Here is a 14,598-nt window from a genome sequence, read left to right as displayed (position 1 = left end):
GTAAGTACGGACAATAATCGGGACTGCAAAAGTATTTTCTTTTTTTTAATTACCAAAACATAACTTCTTTTTTTTCACGATTTTAATGAATGTTAAATTTAGCCGGAATAAAACCCTGTTAAACTTTCTTCCAAACCGCGAAAAATAACATTACCCAGCCGGCAATAAAACTCAATCCGCCAACCGGAGTTACCGCACCCAGCCATTTTATACCCGACACAGCCAGCACATATAAACTTCCGGAAAACAAAATAATTCCTGCCATCAGCAGAATGGCAGACCATTTTAAAAGTTCTGAAGGAAAAGAAACAGCCAGGATTCCAATCAGCAACAACCCCAGTGCATGATAAAAATGGTAATCCACACCGGTTTTATACGTTTGCATCATGTCGGTTGAAAGCTGCGATTTTAAGCCGTGTGCACCAAATGCACCTAGCGCAACTGCAAGAGCCAGAAGAACAGAGGCGGTCATCAATATTGTTTTTGTCATGTTAATGAATTTTTATAATGACATTAACAAAATGGAGGTGAGGATGTTTTTCCGAAAGTATTTGGCAAATGCAAAACATATTTGCTTCTACGTAACTTACAATTTATTACTTTTGTTTAAGTGATTGTAGATTATGAATCAAAAAGAAAGAACATATATTAAAAAGAAACTTAGCGAATCACTTTCGAAAGAAAAAGAGGTTTCTAAAATTGTTGTTTTTGGTTCTTTTTTAAATTCAAAAACACCCGGAGACATTGATGTTGCTGTATTTCAAAACAGTGAAGAAAAGTATTTAAGTCTATCCTTAAAATACCGGAAATTGACAAAGTTATTCCACTGGACATCATTCCAATCTGGGAAAATTCGGAAGGAACATTTCTTAATGAGATTAATAAGGGTGAAGTAATTTATGAAAGAAGAAACTAGAATCTGGTTAAATTATGCAGGGGAAAACCTTGATTCTTCTAAAAATTGCTATTAATATGGATCTTAAAAAACTCTATTTTCTGTTTCTTCTTTTTGTTTTGGGTTGTTCTCCCAATCAAAAAAATGAGTATTACTTTTTTGATAATAAAGCCATATTGAAGCAAGACACAATCGGTTCAATTCTCAGCTATTCAATAAACATTCCTGCATATAGTTACTGGAATGATACAATAAAAGTAGAAGTAGGTGCAAAAGGATATTTTTTTATGCACTACCAAAAAACGGATACGAGCACATTTAATGATACCGTATTTGTAAAACCTGAATCCTATTTGGATTCTATTCAATATTTTAATTCAGATTGGTTTGACAACGAAGAAAACCTTAAAGATTTTTGGGATTTATCGTTTTATGAGAAAGGTGGTAGTCCCGATACACTGAAAATTTTTTTAATTGAACACAAAAAAGGAACAGATTCATTAATATTTAAAAAGGTACATAGATTTTATATGCCTGGCAGAGAAGGTTAATAGATCAAAATATAAATCCAGTTTCAAAAGAAGCCGGATTTATATTTTCCAAAAAACAGGATACAAAAGGACAGCTTCTTCGCTTTACTTTTCTTAATTTGCAGGAATTTAATTCTGCAAAAAATGGAAGGAAAAGAAAGTATTTTCAGCACATTCCCTGGAAAACAAGAGCTGCTGGAATGGCATTCAAAACAAAAAAAGCAAACCGTGCCTGAAATTAACGGGCACATTCACACTCCCCACTCGTTCAGCGCTTTTTCATCTGTCGACCTGGCGTTTCAAATGGCACGACACGAAGGAATAAGTGTTCTGGGAATCAATGATTTTTACACCACCGACGGCTACGAAGAATTTGCTGAAATGGCAATGAATTTTAAAATATTTCCACTGTTCAACATCGAATTCATTGGACTACAGAAAGATTTGCAGGAAGCCGGCATCCGGGTGAACGACCCCAACAATCCCGGGCGCACTTATTTTAGCGGGAAAGGGTTGCACTATCCGGTTAAAATGAGTGAAAATTCTGGTAAAAAAATAAAAACACTACAGGAGGAAAGCAACCGGCAAACCTACCAGATGGTGGAAAAACTGAATGAATTCTTTGCTGAGAATAACATAGAACTTCAGTTTGATGCAGCCAAATTACAAAAAGGCCTGGCCAAAAATCTTTTTCGTGAAAGGCATATTGCACAGGCCATCAGGCTGGCAGTTTTTAAAGAGGAAAGCACAGCCGACGGAAGAAAACGGCTTTTCGAAAAAATATTTTCCGGCAAAGCACTTAAAGCACCGCTGGGCCGCGTTGCTTCAGTTGAAAATGAAATCAGAAGTAACCTGCTGAAGGCGGGTGGAACCGCTTTTGTTCCCGAAGACCCCAAGGCATTTCTGTCGCTGGAAGAGGTGATTGAACTTATTATTGATGCCGGCGGAATTCCATGTTACCCGGTTTTGCTGGACGATGTAAATGGGAACTTTACCGATTACGAGGCTGATAAAGAAAAACTTCTGAAGGAACTCGTTAAAAACGATGTGTATTGCATTGAGCTGATTCCGGGACGAAACGATTATGAAATTCTAAAAGATTTTGTGAGCTTTTTCCATCAAAAAGGGTTTGTGATTACATTTGGCTCCGAGCACAACACGCCACTGCTCGATCCGCTGAAAGTTTCTTGTCGTGGCGGCGTTCCGCTGGGCAAAGAACTGATGGAAATTAATTATGAAGGGGCAGCAGTTATCGCCGCCCACCAATACCTCCTCAGTAACGGTATGGTGGGGTACTTAGATGGCCGAAAAGCCAAAATCTCTGAAAAAGAGAGTTTTATTGAACTTGGAAAAGCTGTTATTGCTTACTTTCAGAAACCTTGAAAGTTTTCAAAACTTTCAAGGTTTAAATCGAATAAAAAAAAACCATGAATCCAGAGATAAAAGATTTAATTGAAGTTTCGAGATATTACGGACAGGACAAAGCCTACGTGATTGCTGGTGGTGGAAACACTTCCTATAAAAATGAAAAACAACTGTGGATAAAAGCCAGCGGCATCAATTTGGGAAACATTGATGAAAACGGCTTTTGCGTGCTCGATCGCGCGAAATTGAATGATATACCAAACCAGGAGTTTTCTGACGATCCGGTAAAGCGGGAAGAGGAAGTAAAAAATGCCCTGATGAACAGCCGCGTCGATCCGGGTTCAGGATTGCGTCCTTCAGTAGAAACGTCGCTGCATAACCTGTTTAGCTACAATTTTGTAGTACATACTCATTCAACGCTTGTAAACGGGTTGATGTGCAGCAACCAGGCCGAACAGAAAACCAAAGAAATTTTCGGAAAGGAAGTTTTATTCGTTCCTTATTCCGACCCTGGCTACATCCTTTTCAAAATAATTGCTGAAAAGATTGCCCAATACAACCAAAAATTCAACCGCGATCCGCAAATTGTGCTCATTCAAAATCACGGCATTTTTGTGGCAGCTGATACAACCGACGAAATCAAAGGCATTTACGCTGGTGTTGAAACCAAACTGAAAAGCACGTTTGAAACTTTTCCGGAATCAGAAGAGTTGTCTGTTTCAGCAAAAATGGCAGAAGTTTTACCGGCAGTGCGCATGTTGCTTTCCGAAGAAAAACTGAAAGTAGCCACTGCTTTTAACAGTTCGTGGATTGCAAATTTTATTACAGGAAAAGACACATTTAATAAAGGCATTGCCAGCCCGTTCAATCCAGACCAGATGGTTTACTGCCTGTCGGAATACCTTTTTGTTGAAAGCGAAGGAACTGCCGAAGAAATTGTGTCAGAAACCCAGAGTAAAATCGAAGAATTTAGAAACCGCCGGGGAATAATGCCGAAAATTATTTTCATTCAAAACGAAGGTGTGATTGCAGTTGAAGATTCTGCAGTGTCTGTGAGTTATCTGAAAGATATGGTGAACGATTTCTGCCAGATTACCCAACTTACGGAAAACTTTGGAGGTTCGCACCCGCTCACACCAAAGCAGGTGGAGTTTATCGAAAACTGGGAGGTAGAAAATTACCGTAAAAAAGTATCGCTGGGCGGAAAAGCGCAGGGCAGTCTCGAAAATAAAACGGTGATTGTTACCGGTGCTGCCCAGGGATTTGGGGCCGGAATTGCCGAAATCCTGTTCAAAGAAGGCGCCAACATTGTGGTAGCCGACCTGAACGAAGAGAAAGGAAAAGAATTTGCAGGTCAGCTCAATGCCAAAGGCACAAAAAACAAAGCATATTTTCTACCTGTGAATGTGGCCGAAGCAGCTTCGGTTGAAAGTTTGGTGCAACAAACAGTTCTTTACTTTGGCGGACTGGATGTGATGATTTCCAACGCCGGAATTTTGCACGCCGGCAGCCTCGACGAAATGGAACAGAAAACCTTCGAACTGATGACCACAGTGAATTACACCGGTTATTTTCTGTGCGCCAAATATGCCCAAAAAGTAATGAAAATTCAGCACCGTTACAAGCCGGATTTTTACATGGATATTATCCAAATCAATTCCAAATCGGGATTAAAAGGGAGCAATAAAAATTTTGCATATGCCGGCGGGAAGTTTGGCGGAATTGGCCTCACCCAGTCGTTTGCGCTGGAACTGATGCCTTTCCACATTAAAGTAAATTCGATTTGCCCGGGCAATTATTTCGACGGGCCGTTGTGGAGCGACCCCGAAAAAGGGTTGTTTGTGCAATATCTCGAAGCTGGAAAAGTTCCGGGCGCCAAAACCATTGCCGATGTAAAAGCGTTTTACGAAGCACAGGTGCCGGCCGGCCGCGGATGTACGCCGTTAGATGTGGCCAAAGCCATTTTCTACGTCATCGACCAGCAGTACGAAACAGGCCAGGCGGTTCCTGTAACGGGAGGACAAAATATGCTGAAATAGAGAATCCTCCCCCGGCCCCTCCAAAGGAGGGGAAAAAGAAGCCCCATCCCTGACCCTTCCCCAAAAGGGAAGGGAATAAGAGAAAAAGAAACATTAGAAATTTTTAATACACAACTATAAGTTTGAAGAATAAAAAAAATAAGAAATAAAGAATAAGGAATATCGAATAAAAAAGTGTTAGGAAAGAGAGCAAGTGGACATAAACTTTCTGATTTCTTATTTCTTATTGGATATTTTACATTAAAAATTTTATCAATGAAAGATACAAATAGCATTCAGCAATCTACCTCCTTTGGAGGGATTAAGGGAGGCTTCACTAAAGCAGTTCGTTTATACGGCAAGGAAGATTTAAGGCTTGAAGAGTTCGAACTTCCGGAAATCAAAGAGGATGAAATTTTGGCCAAAGTGGTGTCCGACAGTATTTGCATGTCGAGCTACAAAGCTGCCAAACAGGGACCCGACCACAAAAGGGTTCCGGATAATGTGCACGAAAATCCGATCATCATCGGGCATGAGTTTGCCGGCGAAATTGTGCAGGTGGGTTCCAAATGGCAGCACAAATTCAGGGCTGGTCAGAAGTATTCCATTCAGCCGGCCATTTATTATGAAGGCGGCCCGATGGGGATTTTAAGCGCTCCTGGTTATTCATATCAACACATTGGAGGCGACGCAACGTATGTAATTATACCGAAGGATGTGCTGGAACAAAATTGTTTGCTGGCATACGATGGCCCTGGGTTTTATCCGGCATCACTGGCTGAGCCGCTGAGTTGCGTGATTGGCGCCATGCACGCCAATTACCACACCAAACCGGGCTCATACATCCACCAGATGGAAATAAAAGAGGGTGGTAAAATGGCTATCCTTGCGGGCGTGGGCCCCATGGGATTGGCAGCAATCAATTACGTAGTGAACCGAAAAGACCGGAAACCGTCGTTGCTGGTAATTACCGATATTGATCAGAGTCGCCTCAACCGGGCTGCAGAAATTTTCCCGGTGAAATGGGCAAAAGAAAATGGGATTGAATTAATTTACCTGAACACTGGAAATGTGGAAAATCCGGTGGAAAAACTAAAAGAAATTTCGGGTGGCGGTTACGACGATGTGTTTGTTTTTGCGCCGGTGGCTCCGGTGGTGGAGCAGGGCGACGCGATTCTGGCACACGACGGTTGCCTCAACTTTTTTGCAGGCCCATCCAATCCTGATTTTTCTGCCAAACTGAATTTTTACAACGTGCATTACCTGTACACCCACATTGTGGGAACTTCAGGCGGAAACAACGACGACATGGTGGAAGCGCTGGAAATTATGAGTGAAGGACTTGATCCGGCTGGTTTAATTACCCACATTGGCGGATTGAATGCGGTGGCAGAAACCACGCTGAATTTACCCAATATTCCCGGCGGAAAAAAACTGATTTACACCCACAAGAATCTGCCACTGGTGGCCATTTCAGATTTTGAAGAAAAAGGGAAAACCGATCCGTTTTATGCCGAACTGGCCAAACTGGTGGCCAAAACCAAAGGGTTATGGAATGTGGAAGCCGAAGCATACTTACTGGAAAATGCTCCGGAGATTTAAAAACTAATAATATTATGAACAACCTTTCTCCTGATTTAAACATTGCACTTGAAGCCGCCCGCGCAGCAGCAAAAGTTATCCGGGAAAGGTTCGGTGATTCGTCAAACGCCCGGGTAAAAGGCGAAGCGCAGGGTTTGGTAACCGATACCGATTTGGCTGCCGAACAAGCGATTTTCGAAGTACTTAAAAAACATTCACAGTATAACATTTTAAGCGAAGAAAGTGGATTGCTTCGTAATGAACCGGGCAAAAAGTGGGTGGTCGATCCGTTGGACGGCACCTCAAACTTTGCTCGTGGAATCCCTCTTTTTGCCGTTTCCATAGGGTTGATGGAAGGCAATGAATTTCTGGCAGGAGTGATTATCGATCCAATTTTGCAAAATGAATATTGCGCAGAAAAAGGAGGCGGTGCATTTTTGAACGGGGAAAAAATATTCATTCCAGCGTTGCAACCGGGTTTTACTCCGTGCATTTTCCTGAATCACAGTTACTCCGAAACCGACCGCAACCATTTTATTCAATTGGCCAAACAGCTTGCTGTTCCTTACGACACACTCAAATTTGGAACAACAGCGGCTGAACTCTGTTACCTGGCAACAGGTTCAGCCGATGCATTTATCTGTTCGGGCGATTCGCTGTGGGATTTTGCTGCCGGAGTGGTAATTGCCACAGAAGCTGGCGCTGTTTTTTCCGACTGGCAGGGAAATTCGTGGGACGGAAAAGGCGATAAACTTTTAATTTCCCGGCCGGAAATTCACAACGATTTGGTTCAAAAAATTTCAGGGGTAGTCAACTTTTCACATTAAGTGATGGCTTGACTGGTTAATCCTGCCAAAACGCAATGGTTTCTGTCTCCTCCGGTTGAACCGTAAGAATCAAATCGCCGGGAGAAAGCCCCGATTCAATAACTACCTCTTCTTCATTTTCAAGGCCCGGAGTTACACTTTTTTTCCAGGTTTGCCCGCCATCATTCAAATAAACAAAACTATCTCCATTCTGCCTGAACAGGCAATTGCGTGGTATTTTAACCACATCGGACAGTTTAGCCAGAATGATTTTATTGTTTGATGTCATGGCTGGTTTTATGGGTTTTCCTTCCACTTCCAGGTCAATCATAATTTTAAAAACTTTCATGTCGAATCCTGACAACTCCTGTCCAACATTGGCAATATTCGACACCACACCTTTAAACTTATCCCCGGGCAGGGCATCGATGGAAATTTCAACGCTGTCGCCCAACGCAATTTTAGTGATGTCGATTTCAGGAATGTATGCTTCGGAAACAGGCTGCGATAAATCGGGCAGAGTGGCAATGGTGGGCATCCAAATGCTGATATCGTCACCAACACGTAGTTTCCTTCCATTCCAAAGTTTGGCATACATTACCATACCGTTTTTTGGCGCGGTAACACGGGCAGCGCCCATTGCTCTTTTTAAAAGCGAGTCTCTTTTGAAATGATAATCGTAACGGTCTTCAATCCGATTGGTTTTCATTTTCAGCTCCAACTGTTTCAACTTGTAATCCCGCCGTTTTTTTTCCATTTGCCTGACGGTTTGATCGTATTCCATCTTTTTTTTACGCTGGTAGGCCGGTGACTCGTATTGCGACTGCTCCAGTTCCAGTTTCTTGTATTCCAGGTCGTATTTAAATTCACCCAATTCTTCTCTCAATGCAGTAAGCTGAATGGAAGAATCGATTTTTGCGTCGTTCAGTTCGGCCAATCGTCTGTCCAAATCCTGCTGATTGTTTTGCATTTGCTGGGTTATTTCGGCAGCATCGAGTGTGGCCACCCAGTCGCCGGTTTTTACAGCGGTGCCTTCTTCCACCATATCTTTTATTTTCAGTTGATAAATGCGCAGGTCGTTATGTTTCAGTTCATCAGGCAAACTGATTACAATTGCATTTTTTCCCTGTATTTCACCTTTTACTTCGAGGGAAAGTTCAAACAACCCCGATTTTACTTTATGCAAATTTCCGCCGGGACCGGTTGAAAGAGTAATTGCAGCAGCAACGGCAGTTAAAGCAACTGCAACAATAATTCCTGTTAAATATTTTCTTTTCAGCTTCATTGCAATTTTTTAGAAGTTGTTCACAATCTCATCGAAGTCTTCTGAAAGGGTAATTCCCTTTTCAAAATCGAAAAGAGTTAGCCTTCGGATGGTAAAATAATAATTCCAGTAAGTTCGCAGCGCGCGAATGTAAGCCCGGCGTGCCTGCTCCTGGTCGTTGCGTGCAAGGTTCAGTTTGGTAACGTCCACTTTGCCAATGAGAAAACGCTGCTGGGTAACATCGTAACCAAGTTGGGCAATAGTGTCGGCTTTTGCCGTGTTCAGTACCTGATTGGCCTGCAGGTTAAACTCCATTACGTTCATAATTACGTTCTGCTCGAAATCCATTTTTTCCTGATTCACGCTGATGCGCACCACCTCGCGGTTCGATTCTGCCATGGCCAGTTGTCCTTTTCTCCGGCCCCAGTCGAGAATGGGAATATCAACACCAACCCGGAAGCGCTGGCGGTCAAGTGGATCCTGATAAACCTGGTTAAAATCGGTGGCATTTTGGTTTAAGCCGTACAGGGCATACAAATCGCCGGTTACCCCGTTTTCGCTTTTCGCCTGATTCACTTTCCGGTCTTCCTCAATGAGCCGTTGCTGCTGGTCGAGCATTTCGGGATTGTTGGTCAGCGCCAGTTCAACGGCTTCTGTTGCCGGTATTTGCAATTCGGGCAATTCATCGGGTACAATACATTCAACTTTTGTATTTTTATCGAAACCCAGAAATGAATTCAGTTCAGCCAAAGCCCGCTCCAGACCAAGATTCGACTGGGTTAGAGCCAGGTTGGCATTCATAAAACTGAGTTCAAGGTTGAGTAGTTCATCCTGTGTAACGGTTCCCACCTGGTAACGTCCTTGCCCTATTTTGAAAAGGGTGTCGGCATTGGCCAGGTTGGTTTCTGTAATTTTTACCTCAATCTGGGCATCTACCAAATCGAAAAAAAGCCGCGAAGCTTTTATGGCCAGCTCCTCCTTCGACTGAATAAAGTTCTTTTTGGCCTTTTCAAACTTCACCGGTTCAATTTTGGCCGTCCATTTTAACCCGTTGTAACCATTTAATGGTTGCATATAACCTACGCTGAAAGGTGTGGACGACCAGGATGAAATTTTATCGGCTCCCAGTTTTTGCGACAGGTTCAGTTCCGACCGGGCAAAAATCTGGCCCCCGGTTAACCCCACGTTCTGGTTCAGATAAAGTGATAATTCGGAACTTAAATCTTCCCGCGGTTTGTACTCGTCACGGTTTTCGTCGTAATTATACACTTTTTGCATGGAGCGGTTGTAGTCGAGCGGCGTGGCCTGAAGCGACAAACTGGGCAGCCGGTCGGCCTTAAAGTACCTGTATTCCCAGTAACTTGACAAATACATATTCTCGTTTCTGAAGGCGTCAAGCGACTGTTCTCCCGCAATTTCTATTACATTTTGCAGGGAGAGGTACTTTTTTTCCTGTCCGGAAATAGTTGAAATGAAAAAACACGATACAAGTGCAAAAATTATAATTCGTTTCATTTTTATTGAGGTTGAATTAATAGCGTAATGAATTGACAGGGTCGTGTTCGGATGCCCTTTTGGCCGGCAAATATCCGAAGGTGATACCCACAATAACCGACACACCGAACGAAATAATGATGGAAAAAGCAGAAATTATGGTTTGAATATCGAAAACCACTGTAATGATTTTTGAAAGTGCCAGACCCAGAAAAATACCGATTATTCCGCCGGAAACGCTGATGATGGTGGATTCGGAGAGAAACTGCACAATGATATCAATACGGGATGCGCCAATGGCCTGCCGGACTCCGATTTCACGGATGCGTTCCATAACTGAGGCCAGCATGATGTTCATAATTCCAATTCCTCCAACCAGTAGCGAAATGCCGGCAATAACACCCAACACAATATTGAAAATGTTTTTGGTTCGTTGCTGTTGTTTTAGCAGCAACTCGGGAATGGTTACCTCAAAATCGTAGAGATTATTGTGCCGACGCAGCAACATTCTGCGAATTACCTCGGAAGTGGAACTCAAATACTCGGTTTCGGCTACCTGAACTATAATTTTATCCAACTGATTGATATCTTCCGTTTTGTTATTTTCATTGTTCCCGCCCGATGCAGCCAGCGCTTCCACTTCATCTGCCCTAATGAGCGCCCTGTTCCGAAACCGCATGTTCACTGTTTTAGCCGGAACAAATATTTTATTGTCGGTACTGCTAATTCCCAGTTCATCGGAAGCAGAAGCGGTAAAATCACGCCGTTCAACCACCCCAACCACCTGCAACCACACTTCGCCGCATTTAATGTATTGGCCAATAGGATCTTGCTGGTTGAAAAACACCTGTCTGATGTTGTCGCCAATCACACAAACCGGAAAGGCTTTGTCCATCTGTTCATCGGTAAATTCCTTGCCAGCTTGTAAATTTATATTGAACAGCCGAAAGTAATTGTTATTTATACCTTCCAGAACCACCGGTTTACTTTTCCCGTCGAGAATGGCAGAATAGTTAAAGGAAATAACCGGACTTACCCTTTCCACGGTAGGAATAATTTCCGCGATGGCTTCGGCATCGAGCAGGGTAAGTCCTTTCGAAAATTTTTTAGTACTCACCTGCGGACCTTCCCCGTTGCCTGAATCTGAATCGTTTTCATTCTCCGACCCGGCAACAGGAGATATAACAATGTTGTTTACACCCACCATTTTTATTTGCTCCAGAATTTCCTGCTGGGCGCCGTTCCCAATGGCCAGCATGCTGATTACGGCTGCCACGCCGAAAATAATTCCCAGGGCCGTGAGCAGCGACTTTACTTTGTTGGCAAAAATCGATTCGATACCGGTTAAAATATCGTGGCCATAACGCTGAATAATTGCTTTCATCTCATTATAATTGTAAATTTTAAAGGTATTCGATGGAACTCGCTTTATAATGATCCACCTGTGTGTCAAAATTTTGCCATGCTCGTTTCATCCTATAATAATCATGTTGCCTGAATTTCCGCCTGATTTTTTCTGCAGTTTGAAGGGTTTGTTTTTCTCTTCTTCCAGCGCTTTACGGGCTTCCTCCTCTTCGCGCAGTCTCCGTTCTTTTATTTCCTGATAAATTTCCATTCCTTCGATGGAAAGTTCATCGGGGTGGGGAGGTTCCGTTAATAAAACCACATCGCCTGCCTGCAATCCTTTCCGTACCAGAAAATGGTTTTCATTTTGATCGCCTAAATCAATCACCTGTTTTACAACCCCACTGTTTTCGAGATAAACAAACTGCATGGAATCATTGGTAAAAACCGCTTCCGACGGAATAAAAAGAGTATCGGTGAAAAATCCGGTTTGAATGTGGTTGCTGGTGGTCATGGCCGGTTTTAAATCCGACACATCGCCAAATACCCTGATTTTAACTTCGAATACTTTAGCATCGCTTTTGGGCATAGGCTGCCCGATATTGGCCACCGAAACCACTTCTCCTTCCAATTCTTTTTCGGGAAGGGCATCGATTCCCAAAGTTACTTTTTGCCCGGCTTTTACTTTCGAAATATCAATTTCGTTTACAAACGTGGTGGAGAGCATGGAAGAAAGATCAGGAAGTGTTGCAATAACAGGCATCCAGGGACTGACAGTGGAGCCGACCTTAATTTTTTCGCGGGTGCGGTCTTTGCCGTAAATTACCATTCCTGCTTTTGGTGCCGTAATAACCAGCGAATGATACACATCGTTGAGTTTATTCACCCGGCTCTCCAATTGCCTGAGCTCAATTTTTTTCCGTTCAACCCTGGAAACGGCCTGACGTTTTTTTAATTCGTAACCTTGAATTTCCTGTTCCAGTTTGCGTTTGGCTTTGTCCAAATCCATTTCGGCTTTTCGTATTACGGCAGGAGATTCGTAAACCGATTCATCCAGAATAATCTTTTTTTCTTCCACTTCTTCCCGAGCATTAATAATCTGGTCGCGCACATTGCTTAAGGTGAGGTTGGAATCCAGCTTGGCATCCTCAAGCTCATTGTACGCCTGTTCCAGTTCTTCCCGCGCAGTGGTCAGCGCCTCTTCAACCGCCTTTTGATCCAGTGTTGCCACATAATCGCCGGAATCCACAACCGTACCTTCTTCAACCAAATCGGTTATTTTAATCTCATAAATGCGGATATCGCGGTCGCGTAGATTGTCGGGCACAACAATATCTTCGGAGTTTTGTGCTTCCAACTGCCCGCTGGAATAGACCACCATTTCGAAAGGTCCGCGGGTTACTTCTGTGGTAATTTTTACGGTTTCACTTTTCGACTGCGTGAGGAGGAAAAATGCAGCCAGCAGAATAAGAGCAGCAAAACCGATGGTGAAAAATACTTTTTTATTCATGGTTTTCGATTTTCAGGTTTCATTTTGTATGAAATAATTTTTTGTTTAACAAAAATTATGCCTCAATTAACAATAATATTTCGGACAAATGTGATTGTTTCAAACAGATTCAGTTCAAATTTTCCATTCAAATTCAATAAGACTTCATTTTGTTGAAAATGTAACAGTTTTTTATTTCGCAATAAGAATGTTAATTTTGAATGTCGGGATAAAAACGCTGAAATTGATGACTAACAGTTCAGAAACTTTTACAGTAAAACCTTTCCCCCGTATCCGAAAAGCTACCATTGGTGTTCTGCGTGCCGCACGAAAAAAGAACATGATTCACACTTTGGTGGAGATTGACATTTCCAAAGTACGGAAAACCATTCGCCGTTTACGCAGGGAAACCAAAAAATATTATTCGCTTACCGGATACATCATTTATTGCGTGGCACAGGCAGTTGAACAAAACAAACACATTCATGCCTGCCGGAACCGGAAAAACCAGATGGTACTGTTCGATGATGTGGATGTAAGCACCACCATTGAACGAACAATTGGAGGAAATAAAGAAGTAGTGGCAAAAATCATTAGGGCAGCCAACCGGAAAACGGTTGCTGAAATTTCGGAAGAGTTGAAGGAAGAAAAATTAGGTGATGTTCAATCTGCCGAGGTTTTTAGTTCGGTGCGGCTGTTTCTGGCAATTCCCGGTTTTATCAGGCAACTTATTTTCAGACTGCTCGATAAATCGCCCCGGCTGATGAAAAAACGGGCAGGCACGGTAATGGTCACCTCTGCCAACATGGCCGGAAAGGGAGCTGGTTGGGGAATTCCGGTAGCCACACATACATTGAATGTTACCATTGGCGGAATTGTTGACTGGCTTGTTTTGGCAGAAGGTAAACCCGAAAGCAGGGAGCATATTTGCCTCACGCTCAGTTTCGACCACGACATTGTGGATGGCGCTCCGGCAGCAAGGTTTATCAGGCACCTGAAAAGGCAAATTGAAAGTGCAGAAATGTAAATTAAAATCAGATAAAATGAAAATCGAATCCATTGGTACAGTAAACAAAGAAGAAAAAGGATTTTCCATTCACCTCGATCAAAAATTAGCACCCGGGTTAACCGGACTGGAAGGTTTTAGCCACCTGCAAATTTTTTGGTGGGCACACCTTGCAGATAATCAGGACGTTCGAAATAAGTTGGTTTTCGAAAAGCTGTTTAAAAAGGGCCCGGCCCAAACAGGTGTTTTTGCTACCCGGGCACCGGCCCGCCCAAACCCCATCATGGCAAGCACCATTAAAATAGACCGAATCGATTTTGAAAAGGGAATCATTTTCACCCCGTTTATTGATGCTGAGCCAGGCACACCGGTGCTGGACATTAAACCCTGGCATCCGATGGAACGAGTGAAAGATTGCGAGGTGCCTGAGCATCGCCGCCACTGGCCCCAGTGGTGGGAGGAGGCTGCAACTTTTAACTGGAAGGATGAGATTATGGGAGTTTGAGCTCAAAAAATTAATTTGAATCCAAACCTGATTAAACTAAAAAAACCTGATAAATTTGGCGGTAAAACCAGAATCCAACATTCGAAATGAAAACCTTAAATCTGCTTCTGTGGCTGGCCGCCATTATTTTTGGCGCCTCGTCGTGCGAATACCAGCTAAACAGCGAAAACTTTCGCGACATTGCCCCGCCCGACACTACCAAAACCATTCAGATCAACCTTTCTCCGTTTGACAGGCAATATATGTTCACTGTTCCCACCTACGTTACTTACGACTTAAATACTTTTGGATTAAATATTTA

Annotated in this window: 14 protein-coding genes; 9 read left to right on the top strand and 5 right to left on the bottom strand. The window is 42.8% G+C overall.

From position 1 onward, the window contains the following. Positions 1-118: 118 nt before the first annotated feature. Positions 119-490 carry a DUF423 domain-containing protein gene (locus ACESMA_RS20115; RefSeq protein WP_372950669.1) on the bottom strand — a complete coding sequence of 124 codons (372 nt, stop codon included), beginning with the start codon at positions 488-490 and terminating at the stop codon, positions 119-121. Positions 491-623: 133 nt separating this feature from the next. On the opposite strand from ACESMA_RS20115, the gene ACESMA_RS20110 reads away from it, so the two are divergent. From ACESMA_RS20110 to ACESMA_RS20085, 6 genes are all read left to right on the top strand, one after another. Beyond that, positions 624-896 carry a nucleotidyltransferase domain-containing protein gene (locus ACESMA_RS20110; RefSeq protein ID WP_372950668.1) on the top strand — a complete coding sequence of 91 codons (273 nt, stop codon included), beginning with the start codon at positions 624-626 and terminating at the stop codon, positions 894-896. Positions 897-972: 76 nt separating this feature from the next. Continuing rightward, the gene (locus tag ACESMA_RS20105; protein WP_372950667.1) at positions 973-1,446 is read left to right on the top strand and encodes a hypothetical protein; all 474 of its coding nucleotides are present in this window, start codon (positions 973-975) and stop codon (positions 1,444-1,446) included. Between the two features lie 123 nt (positions 1,447-1,569). After that, positions 1,570-2,808 (top strand): hypothetical protein, encoded by a 1,239-nt coding sequence (locus ACESMA_RS20100; RefSeq protein WP_372950666.1) that lies wholly within the window; start codon positions 1,570-1,572, stop codon positions 2,806-2,808. Positions 2,809-2,852: 44 nt separating this feature from the next. Next, on the top strand, positions 2,853-4,829 hold the full coding sequence (locus ACESMA_RS20095; protein ID WP_372950665.1) for an SDR family NAD(P)-dependent oxidoreductase: 1,977 nt from the start codon (positions 2,853-2,855) through the stop codon (positions 4,827-4,829). A gap of 255 nt (positions 4,830-5,084) precedes the next feature. Then, positions 5,085-6,410, top strand: a complete 1,326-nt coding sequence (locus tag ACESMA_RS20090) for a zinc-binding dehydrogenase (RefSeq protein WP_372950664.1) — start codon at positions 5,085-5,087, stop codon at positions 6,408-6,410. 14 nt (positions 6,411-6,424) lie between these two features. Next, complete coding sequence (locus ACESMA_RS20085; protein WP_372950663.1) at positions 6,425-7,216, top strand: inositol monophosphatase family protein; 792 nt, start codon at positions 6,425-6,427, stop codon at positions 7,214-7,216. 16 nt (positions 7,217-7,232) lie between these two features. Here ACESMA_RS20085 and ACESMA_RS20080 read toward each other — a convergent pair whose 3' ends face one another. The 4 genes from ACESMA_RS20080 to ACESMA_RS20065 all read right to left on the bottom strand — a co-directional run bounded on the left by ACESMA_RS20080 (position 7,233) and on the right by ACESMA_RS20065 (position 12,807). Beyond that, a complete protein-coding gene (locus tag ACESMA_RS20080; RefSeq protein WP_372950662.1) occupies positions 7,233-8,480 on the bottom strand; it encodes an efflux RND transporter periplasmic adaptor subunit in 1,248 nt (415 codons plus the stop codon). 9 nt (positions 8,481-8,489) lie between these two features. Beyond that, the gene (locus ACESMA_RS20075; RefSeq protein WP_372950661.1) at positions 8,490-9,974 is read right to left on the bottom strand and encodes a TolC family protein; all 1,485 of its coding nucleotides are present in this window, start codon (positions 9,972-9,974) and stop codon (positions 8,490-8,492) included. Between the two features lie 16 nt (positions 9,975-9,990). Further along, a complete protein-coding gene (locus tag ACESMA_RS20070) occupies positions 9,991-11,337 on the bottom strand; it encodes an ABC transporter permease (protein ID WP_372950660.1) in 1,347 nt (448 codons plus the stop codon). A gap of 87 nt (positions 11,338-11,424) precedes the next feature. Further along, entirely contained in the window at positions 11,425-12,807 is a 1,383-nt protein-coding gene (locus ACESMA_RS20065) for an efflux RND transporter periplasmic adaptor subunit (RefSeq protein ID WP_372950659.1), read from the bottom strand. Positions 12,808-13,033: 226 nt separating this feature from the next. Between ACESMA_RS20065 and ACESMA_RS20060 the strand changes: the two genes are divergently transcribed. The 3 genes from ACESMA_RS20060 to ACESMA_RS20050 all read left to right on the top strand — a co-directional run. Beyond that, entirely contained in the window at positions 13,034-13,813 is a 780-nt protein-coding gene (locus tag ACESMA_RS20060; RefSeq protein ID WP_372950658.1) for a 2-oxo acid dehydrogenase subunit E2, read from the top strand. A 16-nt stretch (positions 13,814-13,829) separates the two neighbouring features. Continuing rightward, positions 13,830-14,297, top strand: coding sequence for a TrmO family methyltransferase (locus tag ACESMA_RS20055; RefSeq protein WP_372950657.1), 468 nt, complete (start codon positions 13,830-13,832; stop codon positions 14,295-14,297). Positions 14,298-14,383: 86 nt separating this feature from the next. Then, positions 14,384-14,598, top strand: a 215-nt coding sequence (locus ACESMA_RS20050; RefSeq protein WP_372950656.1) for a hypothetical protein, incomplete at its 3' end; no start/stop codon positions are given.

It is taken from the genome of Mariniphaga sp. (assembly GCF_041687215.1).
GTDB lineage: Bacteria > Bacteroidota > Bacteroidia > Bacteroidales > Prolixibacteraceae > Mariniphaga.
Note: the sequence above shows the minus strand (reverse complement) of the source record. Positions and strands in the feature narration are given on the sequence as shown.